Source organism: Salinirubrum litoreum (assembly GCF_020567425.1).
GTDB classification, from domain to species: domain Archaea; phylum Halobacteriota; class Halobacteria; order Halobacteriales; family Haloferacaceae; genus Salinirubrum; species Salinirubrum litoreum.
The window spans coordinates 1,367,296-1,385,334 of the sequence record NZ_JAJCVJ010000001.1 but is presented as its reverse complement, the minus strand read 5'-3'; the positions used below and the strand labels follow the sequence as shown (position 1 = coordinate 1,385,334).

The following is an 18,039-nucleotide window of genomic DNA, read 5'->3' as shown; positions in this document are numbered from 1 at the left end:
GTGTGCGATCGTGGGGTCGTGTTCGTCGATTTCTGTGGTGGGGAGTGGTACGTCGGTGATTGTGACAGCACTGTGATCCGTGATCGTGCTAGCACCCAGACTGCGACTGCTACTGCACAACAAACCGCGACCGCCACAGCACCACTACTCGTGCTAGCGCGAGGAACCGCATCCGCAACCACACCGCAGACCGCGACAACACCGCGACTCGTGCTAGCACGGGGAACCGCCACCGCGACCGCACAGCACCGCACCTCGTCCTCCCCAGCCTCGGCGGGGGTTCTCCGCACCGCCCACCTCCGCCTCCCTCGCACGCGTTCCTCGCGCGCGCCGAATTTTCGATGAAGGCGCACGCCACACTCGTCACCCGACACTCTTGACGACAACCCGGAATCCGACGGGATGCGATCTGCTGGCGACCGACACCGAGCAGTGTCCGAGCGACAGCGAGGACCTGCTCGCAGGTCGGTCGCTCAGCAGTCGGGGAGGTGTGGTGGAGTACGAACGACCCGGATTCCGAATCTGCGACGATTTGCCGGGTGACGACCAGTGACGACGTGATGGGTCGCAGAGTTCGGGTGGGACTGAAAGGGGCCGGCGTCTCGACTGGTCCCCGACGCCGGCTAGCACCGCAGGGAGGGAGAGCCAGCTTGCTGGCTCGACCGACTGAGGAGCGCACCAAGTCGCGGACCATCGAGACGCCGGGGGCTTTCACCCCTCGTCGTCTGCGCTATGTTCGACAGAATCCGGATCGTTCGGGAGTGTTCACCGCTCGTCGTCCGAAACCGATCCAGCCGAGTTCACGTCTCCACCGTTTCCGACCGACCCATCCCAGCCATCCACGTACCATGTCCAGTCCTGCCACGGGAGGGCGGAAAGAAAACCGTTAAAGGTCGCGGAGGGGTCCTATCGAACATGGCTGGAACTATCGAAGTACTCGTTCCCGGTGGGCAGGCCAACCCCGGCCCGCCGCTCGGTCCCGAACTGGGGCCGACCCCGGTCAACGTGCAGGACGTCGTGCAGACGATCAACGACGAGACGGCCGCCTTCGACGGGATGGAAGTCCCCGTCACCGTCGAGTACGAGGACGACGGCTCCTTCACCATCTCGGTGGGTGTGCCGCCGACCGCCGAACTCGTCAAAGACGAGGCCGGCTTCGACACCGGCTCCGGCGAGCCACAGAAGGACTTCGTCGCCGACCTGACGGTCGAGCAGGTGAAGAAGATCGCCGAGCAGAAGTCCTCGGACCTGCTGTCGTACGACCTGAAGAACGCCGCGAAGGAAGTCGTCGGCACCTGCACCTCGCTCGGTGTCACGATCGAGGGGAACAACCCCCGCGAGTTCAAGAAGCGCATCGACGAGGGCGAGTACGACGAGTTCTTCGCGGAAGAAGCGGCGGCCTGATCGGCCACTCGACCCGTCGGTTTCGTTCTCCACCGGCCAGCGACTGCCCTCTCCGACCCCGGCCACCTCGTCCCGACCGGTCGGCGTCACACGAACGCTTTTATCCGATGTCGCAGTATCCCGGCGTATGGCAGACGATAGTCTAGTCCACGCCCTGATCGGTGCAGTCGTGACCGTCGTCCTCAGCTTCACCGGCCTGTCGCCCATCATCGGTGGCGCGGTCGCCGGCTACCTCCACAAAGAAGACGGCCTCCGGGTCGGTGCGATCTCCGGGGGTCTCGCCTCGATCCCGTTGGCGCTGATCCTTATCGTCGGCGCGACGTTTCTGGCGTTCGTACCCGACCTGCTCGCCGCCGGCGCGGGACTCCTCGTCGTCGTGTTGATCTTCGTCATCCTGGCGGGCATCACGGTCGCGCTCAGCGCCATCGGCGGCATCGTCGGGGTCTACGTCGCCGAGGAACTGTGAGCTGTCGACGCGCGGGTGTCGACCCGACCCCTCGTTCGACAGAACGCCCGATTCCGTGCGTGTGAGTCGGTGACGCCGTGCGATTTCCTTCGACGGCTTTAAGTCCGCCACGATACTCGTCCGACGTGAGACAGGCAGGAGCCTGTTTCACTGACCCGTAGGAGCATTCCTGCGTACTACGGAGGTGAAAAATGGCAGACCAAACGATAGTGGACGCAGTCTCTCGCGCACTCGATGACGCCCCGTCTCGCAACTTCCGCGAGACCGTGGACCTCGCCATCAACCTGCGCGATCTAGACCTCAACGACCCCTCGAACCGTGTCGACGAGAGCGTCGTCCTCCCGTCCGGTACTGGCCAGGACACCCAGATCGTGGTGTTCGCCACCGGGGAGACGGCGATCCGCGCCGAAGAAGTTGCCGACCAAGTGCTCGGCCCCGACGAGTTGGAAGACCTCGGGGACGACACCGACGCCGCGAAGGACCTCGCGGAGGAGACGGACTTCTTCGTCGCCGAAGCCAACATGATGCAGAACATCGGTCGCTTCCTTGGGACCGTGCTCGGTCCCCGTGGGAAGATGCCGACCCCACTCCAGCCCGACGACGACGTGGTGGAGACGGTCAACCGGATGAAGAACTCCGTGCAGTTGCGGAGTCGTGACCGGCGGACCTTCCACACCCGTGTCGGCGCTCGGGACATGACCGCCGACGACATCGCCGACAACATCGACGTGATCATCCGGCGGCTGGAAGCCGACCTGGAGAAGGGCCCCCTCAACATCGACTCCATCTACGTGAAGACGACGATGGGGCCCGCCGTGGAGGTGAACGCATGAGCCAATCCGAGTCCGTCCGGAAGACAGAGACGATCCCGCAGTGGAAGCGGGAGGAGGTCGACGACATCGTCGACTTCATCGAGTCGTACGCCAGCGTCGGCGTCGTCGGCGTCGGGGGCATCCCGAGCCGACAGCTCCAGGACATGCGCCGTGGCCTGCACGGACAGGCCGAGGTGCGCGTCAGCCGGAACACCCTCGTCGAGCGCGCGCTCGAAGAGGTGAACGAAGGCTACGAACAGCTCACAGACCTCGTCTCCGGACAGGTCGCGCTCATCGGGACGAACGACAACCCGTTCGGCCTCTACAAGGAGTTGGAGGCGTCGAAGACGCCGGCTCCGATCAACGCCGGCGAAGTCGCGCCGAACGACATCGTCATCCCGGAGGGCGACACGGGGATCGACCCCGGCCCGTTCGTGGGTGAACTCCAGACGGTCGGCGCGGCCGCCCGCATCATGGACGGCTCGATCAAGGTGACCGAGGACAGCACGGTGCTGGAAGCCGGCGAGGAGGTCTCTGCCGACCTCGCCAACGTGCTGTCGGAACTCGGCATCGAGCCGAAGGAAGTGGGACTCGACCTGCGCGGTGTCTACTCCGAGGGCGTGCTGTTCGACCCGGAGGAACTCGCCATCGACATCGACGAGTACCGCGCCGACATCGAGGCCGGTGCCGCCGCCGCGCGGAACCTCTCGATCAACGCGGTCTACCCGACTGCGACCACTGCTGGCTCCCTGCTCGGCAAGGGCGCAGGCGAGGCGAAGGCCCTCGGGCTGTTCGCCGCGATCGAAGACGAAGACCTCATGCCCGATCTGGTCGCCAAGGCGGACGCACAGTTGCGTGCCGTCGCGGCCCTGATCGACGACGAGGACGCGCTCCCGGAGGAACTGCGCGGCGTGGAAGCGCCGGCAGAGCCCGCCGAGAGCGAGTCGGCCGACGAGGCCGAGGCAGACGAATCGAGCGACGAAAGTGACGAAGCCGCCGAGGCGGACGCTCCCGACGACGACGATGACGACGACGACGGGGCGGAAGGACTCGGCGCGATGTTCGGATAAGAACAATGGAATACGTTTACGCAGCACTCATCCTGAACGAATCGGGCGAAGAGATCAGCGAAGACAACGTCACGGCCGTCCTCGAGGCGGCTGGCGTCGACGTCGAGGAATCCCGCGTCAAGGCGCTCGTCGCCGCGCTGGAGGACGTCGACATCGAGGAAGCAGTCGCAACGGCCGCCGCCGCACCGGCCGCCGCCGCCGCAGGCGGTGCCGGTGGCAGTAGCGCCGACGACGAGGACCTCGAAGCCGCAGACGACGACGAGGACGAGGAAGAAGAGGCCGAGGCAGCCGACGACGACGAAGACGAAGACGACGACGCCTCCGGCGAGGGTCTCGGCGAACTCTTCGGCTGAGTTCGGCACTCGCCACTTCCGACGCTCGATCCGTCACGATCACGATTTCTTTCGACACTTCCCCCTGAGTGACGACGCTCGTTCTCGAGTAGCGGTGCCGGTCACGACGCGGTCCGAGAGACGGCACGGCCAACCGACGTACCAAGGTTCTTGCCGGTCGCGCCCCTGACTCCGGGTATGGCCATCGAACTGTACGCACTGGACGGCTGTCCGTTCTGCGAGAAGGTTCACGACGCACTCGAGGCGGCGGGAATCGACTACGAGACACACTGGACCGAGGCGCTCCACTCGAAGCGGAACGAAGTGAAGCGCGTCAGCGGTCAGCGGGGCGTGCCGGTGCTCGTGGACACCGACCGGGGCGTGACGATGGCAGAGAGCGACCGTATCCTGGAGTACGTCGACCAGACGCTCGCGCCGGCGGCGGGCGAGGAGAGCGCGACAGACGTGAGCGCATGAAGATATACACTGGTCGCGGCGACGACGGGATGACCGACCTGCGGGACATGTCCCGTGTCTCGAAGACCAGCCGGCGAATCGAAGCCTACGGCACCGTCGACGAGGCGAACGCGCTGCTCGGGACGGTCCGGCCGACCGGCCACGAGGACGTCGACGAGTGGCTGGGGGCGGTCCAGAACCACCTCCACGTCGTGCAGGCCGACTTCGCCAACCCCTCGCCCGACGAGGACGACCCGCAGGTCCGCGAGGAGCACGTCGAGGCGCTGGAGGGGTGGATCGACACCGCAGAGGACGAACTCGATCCTCTCAAGAAGTTCATCCTCCCCGGCGGGAGCGAGTCCGGGGCCGCGCTCCACCACGCGCGGGCGGTCGTCCGGCGAGCAGAGCGCCGGGCGGTCGAACTGGCGACCGACGAACCCGTCAACGACGCGGCGATCACGTATCTGAACCGGCTGTCCGACGCGTTGTTCGTCTTCGGGCGACTGGTGAACAAACGCGAGGGCATCCGCGAGGAGAACCCGACGTACTGAGTCGGCGGTCGTCGGGGCGCGGGTCTCCACCACGGCCGACAGTGCCCTCCGGCGTGTCCGTTCCAGAACGAAAATGTAGGCCCTCGTCGTACACCGACCCAATGGAACTCTCCGAGGAGGAACGCGAGCGACTCGGCGACATCGTGCGCCTCCAGCCGACGAAGAACAAGGAACTCCAAGAGCGGTGGGATGTCGACAGCGGGAGCGAGGTCCACCAGTACCTCGAAAATCACCTGAAGGAGTACTACTACCGCGACGAGAACAGCTACATCTGCGCGACTGCGGAGGCGGCCGATCTGCTGGGCATCGAGACCTCGACCGAGGACGACGACGGGAACCCCTCGATCCTCCGGGTGCCGGAACTCGAAGCACAGGCGTTCGCGGTCGTCGCCGGTCCCGACGACCGTTCCGAGAGCGTCGTCAGCGTCCTGAACAAGATCCGCGCGGAGTTCGACGTCGACCCCGAAGCCGGCGACGTGCGCCGAGCACTCCAGAGTCTCCGGCGGAAGGGCGTCGTCGAGGTGATCTACCGGACCGTGCCGACGTTCAAACTGTTGGTGGAACGCGATTCGGTGGACGTCAAAGTCGTCTAAGTCGTCGAAGTCGTCTGCTCGGCGGTTGCGTCCGATCTGCGCTGACCCGTCTCCGACTCACTCCCTCGCGGTCTCTCTGTCTCTGAGCCACTCCCGCCGGTCGGCGAGGAGTCGTTCGACCCCCTTTCCCGGTCCGCCTTCGATGGGCCAGCCACGCGTCCGCCAGTTCGGTGGCTCCGGTTCCCAATCGCCACACGATCCGGCACACTCGGCGGCGGTCTGTCGTCGCTCCTTCGCGGCACACCACGGGACGAGCGCGGGGCCGTCCCGCCGGAGTTCGAAGTGGCGGCAGTCGGGTCGCATCGTGTCGTGGAACGAGCGCCAGCCTCTCCCGTAGGCGCGTTCCGCGAGGATCAGTCGGGTCTCCTCGCGGTCTGTTCCGTCCTCTTCTTCGGGTGTCACCGTCGTCGGGTACCACTCCACTTCCTCGGTCCACGACTCGAAGTCCAGCGAGAGGATGCCGACCTCGACCGGGAGGTCTTCGAGCAGGGCGGGCGAGACGGTGTCGCCGGTCGCGGCGGTCGCCACCCACACCTCGTCGGCCAGCGCGGTGGTCACGTCGTGGTCGAGTTGATCGCCGAGCGCACGGGCCGCGCTGGCGTCCAGATCGGGTTTGTTCTCGACGGCGACGATGCGACGCACCCAGTCGGGGTACGATCGGCGGCGGCGGAGTTCGATCCGGTTGTTCCGCCTGCGTTTCTCGATCAGGTCGCGGCTGGCGGCGCGGTGGACCGCCTGCCGGACGTAGCGCCACGGGTAGCCCGGGTGTGGGAGGGCGTCGCGGTACCACGCCCAGTCTGCGGGCGCGTTCCGGACGACGTGGAGCAGGTCGGAGTCGAGTTCGCGGTCGCCGAACTCGCGGCGTGCGGCGAGTCCTGCGGGGTCACACTCGACGATCACGGTGTCCCAGCGTCGGCGCTTCGTGCCGAGTTGGCGGGCGACGAGGACGGCGCTCTCGCGGTCGCCGTCCGGGGGCCACGCGCGTTCGGCCCACCGGCAGGTCAGGAGTTCGAAGCCGAACTCGGAGTCGCCGGGGTACTGCACGCCCGGTCGTCGGTGTGCGGGCGGCTAATCGGTTGCGGTGCCGGCCGAGAATCGTCGTCGGCGGTGTCCCTCTCGCTCTCGCAGAGAGGTGACGAACGGTTGGTCCCCATCCCCGGTGGCGGACGCTCCACGGGACGACCACCACCTCGGGGAACCACCGCGCACGCAACCCTCTCGGGTTGCAGGACAAACTCGGAACGGAGTTACTGTTTGCCTGTCGCCAGTTTTCAGTTCGCTGGAATCGGGCAGTCCGTTTCCGGTCACGTGGCCGTAGCTCGTGAGTCGGGGCGAGAGATCGGACGGGTGGTGGCGTCAGCGCCCGCTACTGGGCTTCACTCTCCGTCTCGGTTCGCTCGGCTTCCATCTCGTTGAGGAACTCGTGTGCCTGCTCTAAGATGTCCCGGGGGCCGTCCTGCGTGATCGTGTTGATGGCTTGCTCGTAGTCGCGCCACTGCAGGTCGCGGTGTTCCTTCGACAGTTCTGCGGAGGCCTCGAACGACTTCGCGATGAACAGGTGGACCGTCTTGTGGATGGTGTTCCCGTTCGCCTCGAAGACGTAGTCGTAGTCCTCGCGGAAGCCGTCGAGAAGCCGGAAGTCGCCGATACCGGCCTCCTCTTTCACCTCTCTGATCGCCGTCTGCTGAAGTTCCTCGTCGCCTTCGACACCGCCCTTGGGGAACTCCCAGTCCCCCGGTCGGCTCTTCAGGAGCAGATACTCCCGTCGGCCGCGAGTGTCGCGGAAGAGGATAGCTCCAGCACTGACCGCTTCGACCGTCATTACCCTCCGATAAACGACCACACGTTAAGAGAATATCGGAGCGAGGACCCGACCCGAGACGGGACCGGCGCTCGCGGACTGCTCGCGTGGTGACGTGTCCCGCACCCGACGCCGGTAGATGCGTTTTTGAGGATGGACCGTCTCGCTACGGACAAGACCCCAGCCATGACCTTCGTCACCAAACTCACCTTTCAGTCGGGCGACAGGGCCGTCCTCGACGACGTGGTGGACGACCTGAAGTCGCTGATCGAACGCAAAGGTGCCGAGTGCAAAGGGCCACACTCCGCACCCCCCGAGGAGTTCTCGGTTCCGCAGTACCGATCGCTGGTGCCGGGCGATCAGTTCAAATCGTGGGACTACACGGTCTACTCGCGCCGACTGGAGATCCACGGCAACGACCACATCGCCGGGCGCGTCGGTCACATGGACTTCCCGTCGAGTGTCCACGTCGAGATCGAGATCGAACAGAAGAAACCGCTCGGACAGGGTCGGAACTGAAATACGAGGACGCTTTTCTCTGCGAGTTTCGTTGCGGGTCGTCCGGTGTTCGGCTACTGGGTCGTGTTCGTGTCGCTGGGTGCGTGGTTGGACAGTGCTGTGAGAGCAACAGGGTCACGAGACCGACCGCAGACCGCGACCGCACCGCGAACTGCACCAGCACCGCTACTCGTCGTTGCGCACCGAACTGCATCGACCACCGCGACAGTACAGCGACCGCGACTCGTGCTAGCGCGAGGAACCGCCACCGCACAGCACCGCACCTCGGTCCTCCCCAGCCTCGAATCGCTCTCCGCACCGCCCGCGATTCTCCCTCGCGCACGTTCCTCGCGCGCGCCGGGACCGAGATGAGAGCGCACGCAACACTCGTCACCCGACTCTGTCGCCGACGGCCGGGAACCCGCATTGGACGCGAACTGGTGGCGACCGGAACCGAATCGTGTCTGAGCGACAGCGAAGACCGATTCGCAGTTCGGTCGCCAGCAGTCGGGGAGGTCAGGGGAGACGATTGCGACGACCGGGTTCCAGACTCGCAGACGATTCACCGGGTGACCACCCACGCGACGTGATCTTTCGTAAACTCCGGGTGGGACTGAAAGGGGCCGGCGTCTCGATCCTCCCCCGACGACGTAAGCACTGGACTAAACGAGAGCGCGAGCGAAGCGACGCGCTCTCGTGAGGGAAGCGCGCAACGAGTCGCGGGAGGTCGAGACGCCGGGGGCTTTCACCCCTCGTCGTCCGCGACACACTCGACCGAGTTTGCGCTCTCACTGTCTCCGACTGATTCGACCCGGTTCGCTTACAACTCGTCCCGTTGCCCGAGCACGACCACGAGGACCTCACTCACGACCACCAGCAGACCGAACCCGAACCCGACGAGTATCTGCCCGACCGAGACCAGCGCCACCACGACCACCCCGAACACGATCAGTTCCACGACCAACCGACCCGGATCACCCAGTCGCCGAACCGCCTTCGGCGCGACGAACAGGCCCCAAACTCCAACAAAAAACACCACCGCACCGACCGCCAGCGCGACCTGCTGGAGGAGGCCATCGCCGACCACCACGCCCCAGTAGGCGACCGCCGCCAGCCCCGCGAGTTCGAGCAGGAAGCGGAGGCCGGCGCTGGCGGCACGGAGGGGCGTGAGTCGGGGCCGGCCGGTCGTGGTTTGCACACCCGATACTCGTCGTGCGAGAGCAAGAAGCTACGCCGACCCGAGTGCGTAGCGAACACACTCCGCCGCCGAGACTGAACCCTTTTTACCGCAGGGAATCGCAGAGACCGACAATGAGCGCGTACGACTACGAGGCCCTCGGACTCGTCGCGGGGCTGGAGATCCACCAGCAACTCGACACCGCGACGAAGCTGTTCTGTGGCTGTCCGACCGAGCGTCGGGAACCGGACGACTCCACCCGCCGATTCACCCGGTATCTCCACCCGACCAAGAGCGAACTCGGCGAGATCGACGAGGCGGCACTGGAGGAGTCCCGCGTGGACCGGGCGTTCGAGTACCTCGCGTTCGACACCACCTGTCTGGTCGAGGAGGACGACGAACCGCCCCACGGCCTCGACGCGGAGGCACTCGACGTGACGATGCAGATCGCCGAGATGCTGGACATGACCGTGGTCGATCAGGCTCACGTCATGCGGAAACTGGTCGTCGACGGCTCGAACACCTCCGGCTTCCAGCGCTCGACGCTGATCGGCCAGGACGGCCAGATCCAGACCAGCGACGGTCCGGTCGGCGTCGAGGACCTCCTGCTCGAAGAGGAGTCCGCCGGCCGCGTCGCCGAGACCGACGCGGGCGTGCGCTACAGCCTCGACCGTCTCGGCATCCCGCTCGTGGAGATCGGTACGAAACCCGACATCTCCTCGCCCGGACAGGCCCGCGAGGCCGCCGAGCGAATCGGGATGCTCCTGCGCTCGACTGGCAAGGTCAAGCGCGGACTCGGCACCATCCGGCAGGACGTGAACGTCTCCATCGCCGAGGGTGCCCGCGTGGAGATGAAGGGCGTCCAGAGTCTCGACGACATCGACGACCTCGTGCGGTTCGAGGTCGGGCGACAGGTCGAACTGCTCGACATCGCCGAGGAACTCCAGTCCCGCGACGCCGCAGTCGGCGACGTGCAGGACGTGACCACGGTCTTCGAGGACACCGACTCCGGCGTCATCCGCGGCGCACTCGACGCGGGCGGGAACGTGCTGGCGGTCCCCCTACGAGGCTTCGACGGACTCGTCGGCAGAGAACTCCAACCGGACCGCCGCCTCGGGACCGAGTTCTCCGACCACGCCAAGCGCCACGGCGCGGGCGGTATCTTCCACACCGACGAACTGCCGGCCTACGGCGTCACCGAGGCGGAAGTCGCGGCACTCCGCGAGGCGGTCGACGCCGGTCCCGAGGACGCGGTCGCCATCGTCGCCGACGACCCGAAGACGACAGAATTGGCCGCAGACGCGGTCGCAGACCGTGCCGAGACCGCGATCGAGGGCGTGCCCGAGGAGACGCGCGGCGCGAACGACGACGGGACGACTCGGTACCTGCGTCCGCTCCCCGGTGCGGCGCGGATGTACCCCGAGACCGACGTGCCGCCCGTGGAACCGGACCCCTCGGACGTGGAGACGCCGGAACTGCTCACGGAGAAGGTCGAGCGCTACCAGTCCGAGTTCGGACTCGACGCCGGTCTCGCAGAGCAGGTCGCGTACGGCCGCCGGATGCCGCTGTTCGAGGAGGCGGTCTCACGTGGTATCGACGCCACGCTCGCGGCAGGGACCCTGGAGTCGACCGTGACGGAACTCCGGCGCGACGGCGTAGCTGTGGAGAACCTGACGGACGACCACCTCCTCGACGTGCTCGAATCGGTCGACGACGGCGACTTGGCGAAGGAGGGGATCGGCGAGGTGCTGACCGTGCTCGCGGAGAATCCGGACCTCTCGGCCGAGGAAGCCGCAGAAGAGGCCGGACTCGCTGGCGTCAGCGAGGCGGAGGTGCGCGAGGCGGTCGTGGAGGTCGTCGAACGCAACGCCGAGCAGATCGACGAGGAGGGGATGGCCGCCTTCTCGGCGCTGATGGGCGAGGCGATGGGCGCACTGCGCGGGAAGGCAGACGGCGAAGTCGTCTCCGACGTGCTCCGCGAGGAGATCGGCAAGCGAACCTGACGGGCGAGCAGGCGACCGGAGATCGGCACGCGAAGCCGAGCAGGAGGATTCTTGACACGCCGGGGCGTCGGTGCCGGCATGACACGGGTCTTCTTCGAGGACATGGAGGTCGGCCGCGTCGAGGAGTTCGGTTCCTACGAGATGACCGAGCGAGAGATCGTGGAGTTCGCCGAGCAGTACGATCCCCAGTGGTTCCACGTCGACCCGGAGCGGGCCGAAGCTCAGTCACCCTACGGCGAACTGATCGCCTCGGGCTGGCACACCGCAAGCGCGACGATGCGGATGCTCGTGGACGAACACTTCTCGGAGGCGATGTCACTCGGCGCGCGCGGACTCGACCGCCTGCGCTGGGTGAAACCGGTCCGGGCCGGCGACACGCTGTCGCTCCGGACCGAGGTGCTGGACCGGGAGGTGGACGGCCCGGACCGGGGGACCGTCACGGTCGAGACCGAGACCCGCCGGGACGACGGCGAGGTCGTCATGACGATGGTCAGTCTGGTGATGTACGCCCGGCGCGGCGAGGAGTGAGCAGTGGGCGAGGGGCCAGGGAGTACGCAGTGGGCGAAGCGGCGTCGTGTCGCTCTGCACACATCTCGGCCACCGGACTTTTTGTCCCCGCGTTCGGACTGGGAGTATGTCGAACCGCCGGACACTGGCGACGCTGTTGCTCGCAGGTCTCATTGTCACGAGTGGCTGTACGCAGTTGCTCGGGAGCGGTCCCGCAGAGTTCGAGGCCGAGAGCGCAGTCGTCGCCGACTCGGCCGTCGAGGCGAACGACTATCAGTTGAACGACACCCGCGAGGTCGAACTGACGCGGACGCTGTCGGTCGCTGGAGCGGAGAAGGAGGTCGTCGTCACGAACGAGGTCGCCACCTACGAGAAGTCGCTGGACCTGGGTGTGCTCGGGAGCCAGAAACTCGGCGTCGTGGCGGTCTTCGCGAGTCCACAGGTCGAGGTCGCGGGACAGGCGATGAACCCCATCGGTGACTGGAGCAACCAGAAACTCGTCCGCGAGATCGGCAGTCGCTACGACGCCATCTCGAACGTCGAACCGACCGGCGAGAGCCAGAACGTGACCGTCCTCGGGACCGACACCGAGGTCGCCACCTTCGAGGGATCGACCTCCGTGCAGGGCCAGCAGGTCGACGTGACGATCCACGTGACGAAGTTCGCCCACGAGGGCGACTACGTGGCGGTCGTCGGCGCGTACCCCTCGCAGTTCGGCGGCCAGGAGTCGGGAGTCATGGAGATGATCCGCGCCGTCGAGCATCCGGCCGAGACCGAGAACTGACGCGGCCGGACCCTCTCGACCGTCGCGCACCGCGCCACCGGACGCGACAATACTTTTCTCCCACCCCGACGACGCCGAGGACATGGATCGCGTCGTCGCCGCCGGCATCGCACTGACGGTCCTCGGTCTCGTCGGCTACGTCGTCGGCGTCGTGGCCGCGTACCCCGGCCGAGCCTTCTCCGTGACGGGCGTGATGGTCGGCCTGACACTCGTCGCGGTAGGAGGCGATGCATGACTTGTCGCCGGTCGGCGGAGGGAACTGCATGATCCGATCCGTCGTCTACACGCCCGAGGGTGTCGAGAGCTACGACGACGTGGAGCGAGCGCGGGACGCGGCCGGCACGACGTGGGTCCGGGCGTCGAACGCGACCGCCGAGGAACTCGATCAGGTCGCGCAGGCGTTCGGCATCCACCCACTGTCGGTCGAGGACATCGCGCGAGACGTGCGGCCGAAGACCGAGGAGTTCCCGACTCACACCTTTCTCCTGGTGAAGACCGCGAAACTGCGCCGGGGGGAGACGACCTTCGAGGAGGAACTGCGGACCACACAACTCGGCCTGTTCGTCGGGGACGACTGGTTGGTCACGCTGTCAGAGTCGGAGATAGACGCCGCAGAGCGCATCTGGGCCAGCGTCGGCACCGGCGAGGCGCGACTGCTCCGATTCGGCCCCGACTTCACCGCCTACCGAATCCTCGACCGGATCGTGGACGACTACTTCGTCCTCCTCGACGACGTCGAGGAGACGATCGAGGAGATCGAGGAGGGCGTCCTCGACGGCCCGGACCCCGGCGTACTGGAGGGGCTGAACGTGGTGCGGCGGGACCTCCTGTCGGTCAGAAAGTTGCTCGGACCGACCCGCGAGGCGGTCGGCATCCTCGCGCGCGGCGACCCGGACCACGTCAGGGAGAGTACCGAGAAGTACTACCGCGACGTGTACGACCACCTCGTCCAACTCGTGGACCTGACCGAGACGTACCGTGATCTGGCGCGCGGTGCCCGCGACATCTACCTCAACACGGTCTCACAGTCCACGAACGAGGTGATGAAGACGCTGACCGTCGTGGCGACGATCATCCTCCCGCTGACGCTGGTCGTCGGCGTCTTCGGGATGAACTTCTCCGGCGGCCCGACGAACATGCCCGAACTCGGCTGGCAGTACAGCTACCCGGCGGTGATGCTCGGGATGGCCTCCGTCTCGCTGGTCATGCTCGTCTACTTCCGGCAGGAGGGGTGGCTGTGAGTCAGCCGTGACGCACGCAACCCGGAGAGAGGCGCGCGACGACCGCGAACCGGAGCATCTATTCGTGGCAGTCGTGGACTGACGCCTACGATGAATCTCGATTGGGACCGCATCGACCACGTGACGAAGGTCGATCCGGCCGAGTCGTTGCCACGCGACCTGTCGATCCTCCGGGGGACCGACCTCGTGATGGTCGGCGGCTCCGACGACGTGACCGCCGAGAACACGCTCCGGGCGGTCGAGCGCGTCCGCGAGGCGACCGACGTGCCGATCTGGCAGGAGCCGTACCACCCGAGCCACGTCTCCTCCGACACGGTCGAGGCCGTCGATCACCTCTCGATTCCGGCCGTCTACAACGGCGACAGCGAACACTTCTTCGAGAAACATCTCGACCTGTTCACCGAGGTCGGCAGTCGCCCCGAGGAGACGTTCGGCACGAGTCTCCCGGTCGTCGGCGGCCTGATCGCCGACCGTGGCCGGGAAGTGGTCGCCGACCTCGCCGAACAGATCGTCGGCGAGGGCTACGTCATCCAGAATCTCGACTCGAAGGCGGCCCGCGTCTCCGGTGTCGAGACGACCTACTCTACGGAGCAGGTCGCGGGCGCGGCGCTCGCAACCGAATCGTTCTACGGCTTCCCGGTCTTCTACGTGGAGTACTCCGGCACCTACGGCGGCCCCGAAGACGTGGAAGCCGCCGCCCGGTATCTGGACGAGACGATTCTGCTGTATGGCGGCGGGATCGACAGCGCCGAACGCACCCACGAGATTCTCGACGCAGGTGCCGACGCGGTCGTCGTCGGCGACTGCTTCCACGACGACCCCGAGCGGTTCCGGGTGACGATCCCCTGACGCCCGAACGGTTCCGGGCGACGATCCCTTGACATGCCTCCGATCTCTGCTCTGCCCTCGCCGCCCGCGCCTGAACCTTTATTCGCGGGAGCGCCGAACGCCCGACCATGGACGTAGGCGTACTCACCGTTCCCCTCGGCGACCAGTCGCTCGACGACACACTGTCGTATCTCGCAGATCTCGGCGTCGACACGGTCGAACTCGGCTGTGGTGGCTACCCCGGCGACGACCACCTCTCACGCGAGCAGTATCTCGACGACGAACCCGCACAGGCCGACCTGGCGGACCTGCTCGGCGAGCACGGCCTCCGGATCAGCGCGCTGGCGACCCACAACAACCCGCTGCACCCCGACGAGGACCGGGCGGAACGGGCCGACACCGAACTCCGGGAGGCGATCCGACTCGCCGCCCAACTCGGTGTCCACACCGTCACCTGCTTCTCGGGGCTTCCCGCAGGTGGCCCGAACGACGAGGTGCCGAACTGGATCACCGCGCCGTGGCCGAGCGAGCACGCCGAGGCCCACGAGTACCAGTGGGGGGTCGCGGTCGACTACTGGTCCGATCTCGCCGAGTTCGCGGACGACCACGCTGTCGACATCGCCATCGAGATGCACCCGAACATGCTGGTGTACGAACCGACCGGGATGGCACTCTTGCGCGAGGAGACGAACGACCGGATCGGCGCGAACTTCGACCCCTCGCACCTCTACTGGCAGGGGATCGACGTGCCGGCGGCGATCCGGTTCCTCGGGAAGCGTGACGCCATCCACCACGTCCACGCGAAGGACACGCGCGTCTACGACGCCACCGCCCGGATCAAGGGCGTGCTGGACACCACCGCCTACACCGAGGAGTCGGAGCGCTCGTGGCTGTTCCGGACGGTCGGCTACGGCCACGGCGAGGAACACTGGAAGGACGTGGTCTCGACGCTCCGGATGGTCGGCTACGACGGCGCACTCTCGATCGAACACGAAGACTCGCTCACCTCGTCGCGCGAGGGGTTAGAGAAGGCGGTCGAACTGCTCTCGCGGGCCGTCTTCGAGACGACGCCCGGCGAGGCGTACTGGGCGGAGTGAGGCGTCGTCGGCGCTCGCCACTCGGTGCGGCCGGCGTTCGGTGCGGTCGCCGCGTCCACCGGGTCACAGCGAGTCGCTCACGTCCTCGCCGCTGGAGACCTCCGGGATCACCACCTCGTCCGCGCCGGCCCGGCGGGCGACCGAGGTGTAGTCCTCGTCGCCGACCCGGACGACGAGGTGGACGTCCGGGGCGATCTGGCTCGCGGTGATGGCGATCTGGATGTTGGCGTTCGAGTCGTCGATGGCGGCGACCACCGCGGTGGCGTCGTCGATCGCCGCGTCCCGGAGCACGTCCTCGTTCCGGGCGTCGCCCTCGACCGGGAGCACGCCGTTCGGTTCCATCCGCTCGAAGACCTCCGCGTCGTTCTCGACCGCGACGACCTGCCGACCCGCGTCTGTCACGCGGTCGGCGATGGTGCGGCCGAACAGGCCGTAGCCGCAGATCACCACGTGGTCCTCGGCGTCGTCGATGGCTCGTTGGGTTTGCACGCGTTCGAGTTCCTCCCGCATCCGGCCGCCGAAGGCCGTCGAGAGCACGGTCTCGCCGATCCAGACGCCGGCGAGCACCAGCGCCGAGAAGACGACGACTGCGAAGGCCTTCACCGTCTTGCCGTGGCCGTTCTCGGCACTCTGGTAGTGGATGGCGATGCTGGCCGGGTCGACCAGCCAGAAGGCCGCCTCTATCGGCCCGACGCCGCCGAGGGACACGAAGCCGACGACGCCACCGACGACGACCGTCACGAAGGCGGCGACCGGGCGAGTCGCACGCTCGACCAGAGGGGAGCGACGGACGGACACACGATGCAGTTGCCGTGGACACACAAGAAAAGCTCGGTGCGTGTGAACATTACACATAGATTCGAGTAGGGCGGTCCACCATCGGCGGGACGTCCCGCGCCGCCGTGAGAACAGCTAAACGGGTGCCGACAGAACGCCCGGCCATGACACTGAACGTCGCGGTTCTCGGCTACCGGTTCATGGGGAAGGCACACGCGAACGCCCTCGCTCGACTCCCGATGTTCTTCCCGGACGCGCCCGACGTGCGCCGGCACACCCTCATCGGTCGGGACGAGGACGCACTCGCGGCGGCGGCCGACAGACTCGGCTTCGCCCACACCGCGACCGACTGGCGCGAGGTGATCGACGACGTGGACGCCTTCTACAACCTCGGCCCGAACCACGTCCACGCCGAACCGTCTATCGCCGCGCTGGAGGCCGGCGTGCCGGTCCTCTGTGAGAAACCGCTCGCGCCGACGCTCGCCGACGCGGTGCGGATGCGTGACGCCGCAGAATCCAGCGACGCGCTGGCGGCCTGTGCGTTCAACTACCGGTTCGTCCCCGCGCTGCGCTACGCGAAGGGGTTGATCGACGACGGGAAGATCGGCGAGATTCGACAGATTCGCGCGCGCTACCTGCAGGACTGGCTCGTCGACCCCGACGCGCCGTGGTCGTGGCGCAACGACGCCGAGATGGCCGGATCGGGTGCGCTCGGTGACCTCGGTGCGCACTCGGTCGATCTGGCACGGTTCCTCGTCGGGGAGCAGGCGGGCGGCGTCGACCGCATCTCGGGGCACCTCCAGACGTTCACCGAGGAACGTCCGGTGGAGGGGAGCGACGAGACGCGCCCGGTGACGGTGGACGACGCCTACACCGCACAGGCCGAGTTCGAGAGTGGCGCGATGGCGACCTTCGAGGCGTCCCGTGTCACCCCCGGCCACAAGAACGACCACTCCGTGACAGTTCACGGGACAGACGGGAGCCTGCGGTTCTCCCTCGAACGACTGAACGAACTTGAGGTGATGACCGGCGACGCGCGGGGCTACGAGACGGTGCTCGTGACCGACGAGTCCGACCCCTACGTCGAGGCGTGGTGGCCGCCGGGCCACGTCCTCGGTTGGGAACACACCTTCGTCCACGAGAACTACGAGTTCCTGTCTGCCGTGGCGTCCGGCGACGAGTTCTCGCCCTCGTTCGCGGACGCCTACGCCGTGCAGGAGGTGCTGGACGCAATCGAGCGCAGTGACGAGTCGGGCGAGTGGGTGTCGGTGCGGTAGCGACCCCGAACTCTTCAGCGCGCCAGTCGACTGGGCCGACGATGGTCGAGGAGGACGACAAACTCGTCCGGGACCGCATCCCGGAACTGATCCGTGCCGACGACGAGGTGCCCGCCACCGAGACGGTCGCGGGCGAGGCGTACCGGGAACGACTCCACGACCAACTGGACGAGGAGGTCGCCGAGTACCACGAGTCGGGGCGAGTCGCGGAACTGGCCGACGTGCTGGCGGTCGTCAACGCGCTCGCGGCGCTCGACGACGTGAGTCCCGGGGAACTGGAGGCGATGCGGCGGGAGAAACGCGCGGAGCGTGGCGGCTTCGACGACGGTGTCGTGCTGAAGCGGGTCGAGTGACAGGTGCCCGTC

At 66.9% G+C, this 18,039-nt stretch carries 22 protein-coding genes; 18 read left to right on the top strand and 4 right to left on the bottom strand.

What is annotated here, in order from left to right; genetic code table 11:
* Window positions 1-915: 915 nt before the first annotated feature.
* The 8 genes from LI337_RS06990 to LI337_RS06955 all read left to right on the top strand — a co-directional run bounded on the left by LI337_RS06990 (window position 916) and on the right by LI337_RS06955 (window position 5,684).
* Window positions 916-1,404, top strand: a complete 489-nt coding sequence (locus LI337_RS06990; protein ID WP_227229089.1) for a 50S ribosomal protein L11 — start codon at window positions 916-918, stop codon at window positions 1,402-1,404.
* A gap of 127 nt (window positions 1,405-1,531) precedes the next feature.
* Window positions 1,532-1,870 (top strand): DUF5518 domain-containing protein, encoded by a 339-nt coding sequence (locus tag LI337_RS06985; RefSeq protein ID WP_227229088.1) that lies wholly within the window; start codon window positions 1,532-1,534, stop codon window positions 1,868-1,870.
* A gap of 191 nt (window positions 1,871-2,061) precedes the next feature.
* A complete protein-coding gene (locus LI337_RS06980; RefSeq protein ID WP_227229087.1) occupies window positions 2,062-2,703 on the top strand; it encodes a 50S ribosomal protein L1 in 642 nt (213 codons plus the stop codon).
* On the top strand, window positions 2,700-3,752 hold the full coding sequence (locus LI337_RS06975) for a 50S ribosomal protein L10 (RefSeq protein WP_227229086.1): 1,053 nt from the start codon (window positions 2,700-2,702) through the stop codon (window positions 3,750-3,752). Before LI337_RS06980 ends, LI337_RS06975 begins: the two co-directional genes overlap by 4 nt.
* Window positions 3,753-3,757: 5 nt before the next feature.
* Entirely contained in the window at window positions 3,758-4,105 is a 348-nt protein-coding gene (gene rpl12p, locus LI337_RS06970; protein ID WP_227229085.1) for a 50S ribosomal protein P1, read from the top strand.
* A 177-nt stretch (window positions 4,106-4,282) separates the two neighbouring features.
* Entirely contained in the window at window positions 4,283-4,561 is a 279-nt protein-coding gene (locus LI337_RS06965) for a glutaredoxin family protein (protein ID WP_227229084.1), read from the top strand.
* A complete protein-coding gene (locus LI337_RS06960) occupies window positions 4,558-5,091 on the top strand; it encodes a cob(I)yrinic acid a,c-diamide adenosyltransferase (protein WP_227229083.1) in 534 nt (177 codons plus the stop codon). The genes LI337_RS06965 and LI337_RS06960 overlap by 4 nt, the downstream gene beginning before the upstream one ends.
* Before the next feature lie 101 nt (window positions 5,092-5,192).
* Window positions 5,193-5,684, top strand: coding sequence for a DUF5797 family protein (locus LI337_RS06955; RefSeq protein WP_227229082.1), 492 nt, complete (start codon window positions 5,193-5,195; stop codon window positions 5,682-5,684).
* A 57-nt stretch (window positions 5,685-5,741) separates the two neighbouring features.
* On the opposite strand, the gene LI337_RS06950 is transcribed toward LI337_RS06955, so the two are convergent.
* Complete coding sequence (locus LI337_RS06950) at window positions 5,742-6,728, bottom strand: DUF5787 family protein (protein WP_227229081.1); 987 nt, start codon at window positions 6,726-6,728, stop codon at window positions 5,742-5,744.
* A 322-nt stretch (window positions 6,729-7,050) separates the two neighbouring features.
* Complete coding sequence (locus LI337_RS06945) at window positions 7,051-7,506, bottom strand: bis(5'-nucleosyl)-tetraphosphatase (protein ID WP_227229080.1); 456 nt, start codon at window positions 7,504-7,506, stop codon at window positions 7,051-7,053.
* 165 nt (window positions 7,507-7,671) lie between these two features.
* Here LI337_RS06945 and LI337_RS06940 point away from each other — a divergent pair, with 165 nt between their 5' ends.
* Window positions 7,672-8,004, top strand: coding sequence for an uS10/mL48 family ribosomal protein (locus LI337_RS06940; RefSeq protein WP_227229079.1), 333 nt, complete (start codon window positions 7,672-7,674; stop codon window positions 8,002-8,004).
* A gap of 799 nt (window positions 8,005-8,803) precedes the next feature.
* Here LI337_RS06940 and LI337_RS06935 read toward each other — a convergent pair.
* The gene (locus LI337_RS06935) at window positions 8,804-9,181 is read right to left on the bottom strand and encodes a YrdB family protein (RefSeq protein ID WP_227229078.1); all 378 of its coding nucleotides are present in this window, start codon (window positions 9,179-9,181) and stop codon (window positions 8,804-8,806) included.
* Window positions 9,182-9,294: 113 nt separating this feature from the next.
* On the opposite strand from LI337_RS06935, the gene gatE reads away from it, so the two are divergent.
* The 7 genes from gatE to LI337_RS06900 all read left to right on the top strand — a co-directional run bounded on the left by gatE (window position 9,295) and on the right by LI337_RS06900 (window position 15,620).
* Window positions 9,295-11,163 carry a Glu-tRNA(Gln) amidotransferase subunit GatE gene (gatE, locus tag LI337_RS06930; protein ID WP_227229077.1) on the top strand — a complete coding sequence of 623 codons (1,869 nt, stop codon included), beginning with the start codon at window positions 9,295-9,297 and terminating at the stop codon, window positions 11,161-11,163.
* A gap of 78 nt (window positions 11,164-11,241) precedes the next feature.
* Window positions 11,242-11,691, top strand: coding sequence for a MaoC family dehydratase (locus LI337_RS06925; RefSeq protein ID WP_227229076.1), 450 nt, complete (start codon window positions 11,242-11,244; stop codon window positions 11,689-11,691).
* Between the two features lie 106 nt (window positions 11,692-11,797).
* Window positions 11,798-12,454 carry a DUF6517 family protein gene (locus tag LI337_RS06920; RefSeq protein WP_227229075.1) on the top strand — a complete coding sequence of 219 codons (657 nt, stop codon included), beginning with the start codon at window positions 11,798-11,800 and terminating at the stop codon, window positions 12,452-12,454.
* Window positions 12,455-12,536: 82 nt separating this feature from the next.
* Window positions 12,537-12,689 (top strand): hypothetical protein, encoded by a 153-nt coding sequence (locus LI337_RS06915; RefSeq protein ID WP_227229074.1) that lies wholly within the window; start codon window positions 12,537-12,539, stop codon window positions 12,687-12,689.
* Window positions 12,690-12,717: 28 nt separating this feature from the next.
* Window positions 12,718-13,695 (top strand): magnesium/cobalt transporter CorA, encoded by a 978-nt coding sequence (corA, locus tag LI337_RS06910; protein WP_227229073.1) that lies wholly within the window; start codon window positions 12,718-12,720, stop codon window positions 13,693-13,695.
* Window positions 13,696-13,785: 90 nt separating this feature from the next.
* Entirely contained in the window at window positions 13,786-14,544 is a 759-nt protein-coding gene (locus LI337_RS06905; protein ID WP_227229072.1) for a geranylgeranylglyceryl/heptaprenylglyceryl phosphate synthase, read from the top strand.
* Between the two features lie 107 nt (window positions 14,545-14,651).
* Window positions 14,652-15,620 carry a sugar phosphate isomerase/epimerase family protein gene (locus LI337_RS06900; protein ID WP_227229071.1) on the top strand — a complete coding sequence of 323 codons (969 nt, stop codon included), beginning with the start codon at window positions 14,652-14,654 and terminating at the stop codon, window positions 15,618-15,620.
* Window positions 15,621-15,683: 63 nt separating this feature from the next.
* Here the strand turns inward: LI337_RS06900 and LI337_RS06895 are convergent, their stop codons facing one another.
* Window positions 15,684-16,427 carry a potassium channel family protein gene (locus LI337_RS06895; protein WP_264474969.1) on the bottom strand — a complete coding sequence of 248 codons (744 nt, stop codon included), beginning with the start codon at window positions 16,425-16,427 and terminating at the stop codon, window positions 15,684-15,686.
* 134 nt (window positions 16,428-16,561) lie between these two features.
* Here LI337_RS06895 and LI337_RS06890 point away from each other — a divergent pair, with 134 nt between their 5' ends.
* Window positions 16,562-17,674 (top strand): Gfo/Idh/MocA family protein, encoded by a 1,113-nt coding sequence (locus LI337_RS06890; RefSeq protein ID WP_227229069.1) that lies wholly within the window; start codon window positions 16,562-16,564, stop codon window positions 17,672-17,674.
* Window positions 17,675-17,715: 41 nt separating this feature from the next.
* Entirely contained in the window at window positions 17,716-18,027 is a 312-nt protein-coding gene (locus tag LI337_RS06885; RefSeq protein ID WP_227229068.1) for a nucleoside triphosphate pyrophosphohydrolase, read from the top strand.
* Window positions 18,028-18,039: the final 12 nt, after the last annotated feature.

Bases quoted from the DNA above. Each gene is read 5' to 3' on its own strand.
- LI337_RS06990 (WP_227229089.1), top strand. From the start codon at position 916: ATGGCTGGAACTATCGAAGTACTCGTTCCCGGTGGGCAGGCCAACCCC.
- LI337_RS06985 (WP_227229088.1), top strand. From the start codon at position 1,532: ATGGCAGACGATAGTCTAGTCCACGCCCTGATCGGTGCAGTCGTGACC.
- LI337_RS06980 (WP_227229087.1), top strand. From the start codon at position 2,062: ATGGCAGACCAAACGATAGTGGACGCAGTCTCTCGCGCACTCGATGAC.
- LI337_RS06975 (WP_227229086.1), top strand. From the start codon at position 2,700: ATGAGCCAATCCGAGTCCGTCCGGAAGACAGAGACGATCCCGCAGTGG.
- rpl12p (WP_227229085.1), top strand. From the start codon at position 3,758: ATGGAATACGTTTACGCAGCACTCATCCTGAACGAATCGGGCGAAGAG.
- LI337_RS06965 (WP_227229084.1), top strand. From the start codon at position 4,283: ATGGCCATCGAACTGTACGCACTGGACGGCTGTCCGTTCTGCGAGAAG.
- LI337_RS06960 (WP_227229083.1), top strand. From the start codon at position 4,558: ATGAAGATATACACTGGTCGCGGCGACGACGGGATGACCGACCTGCGG.
- LI337_RS06955 (WP_227229082.1), top strand. From the start codon at position 5,193: ATGGAACTCTCCGAGGAGGAACGCGAGCGACTCGGCGACATCGTGCGC.
- LI337_RS06945 (WP_227229080.1), bottom strand. From the start codon at position 7,506: ATGACGGTCGAAGCGGTCAGTGCTGGAGCTATCCTCTTCCGCGACACT.
- LI337_RS06940 (WP_227229079.1), top strand. From the start codon at position 7,672: ATGACCTTCGTCACCAAACTCACCTTTCAGTCGGGCGACAGGGCCGTC.
- gatE (WP_227229077.1), top strand. From the start codon at position 9,295: ATGAGCGCGTACGACTACGAGGCCCTCGGACTCGTCGCGGGGCTGGAG.
- LI337_RS06925 (WP_227229076.1), top strand. From the start codon at position 11,242: ATGACACGGGTCTTCTTCGAGGACATGGAGGTCGGCCGCGTCGAGGAG.
- LI337_RS06920 (WP_227229075.1), top strand. From the start codon at position 11,798: ATGTCGAACCGCCGGACACTGGCGACGCTGTTGCTCGCAGGTCTCATT.
- LI337_RS06915 (WP_227229074.1), top strand. From the start codon at position 12,537: ATGGATCGCGTCGTCGCCGCCGGCATCGCACTGACGGTCCTCGGTCTC.
- corA (WP_227229073.1), top strand. From the start codon at position 12,718: ATGATCCGATCCGTCGTCTACACGCCCGAGGGTGTCGAGAGCTACGAC.
- LI337_RS06905 (WP_227229072.1), top strand. From the start codon at position 13,786: ATGAATCTCGATTGGGACCGCATCGACCACGTGACGAAGGTCGATCCG.
- LI337_RS06900 (WP_227229071.1), top strand. From the start codon at position 14,652: ATGGACGTAGGCGTACTCACCGTTCCCCTCGGCGACCAGTCGCTCGAC.
- LI337_RS06890 (WP_227229069.1), top strand. From the start codon at position 16,562: ATGACACTGAACGTCGCGGTTCTCGGCTACCGGTTCATGGGGAAGGCA.
- LI337_RS06885 (WP_227229068.1), top strand. From the start codon at position 17,716: ATGGTCGAGGAGGACGACAAACTCGTCCGGGACCGCATCCCGGAACTG.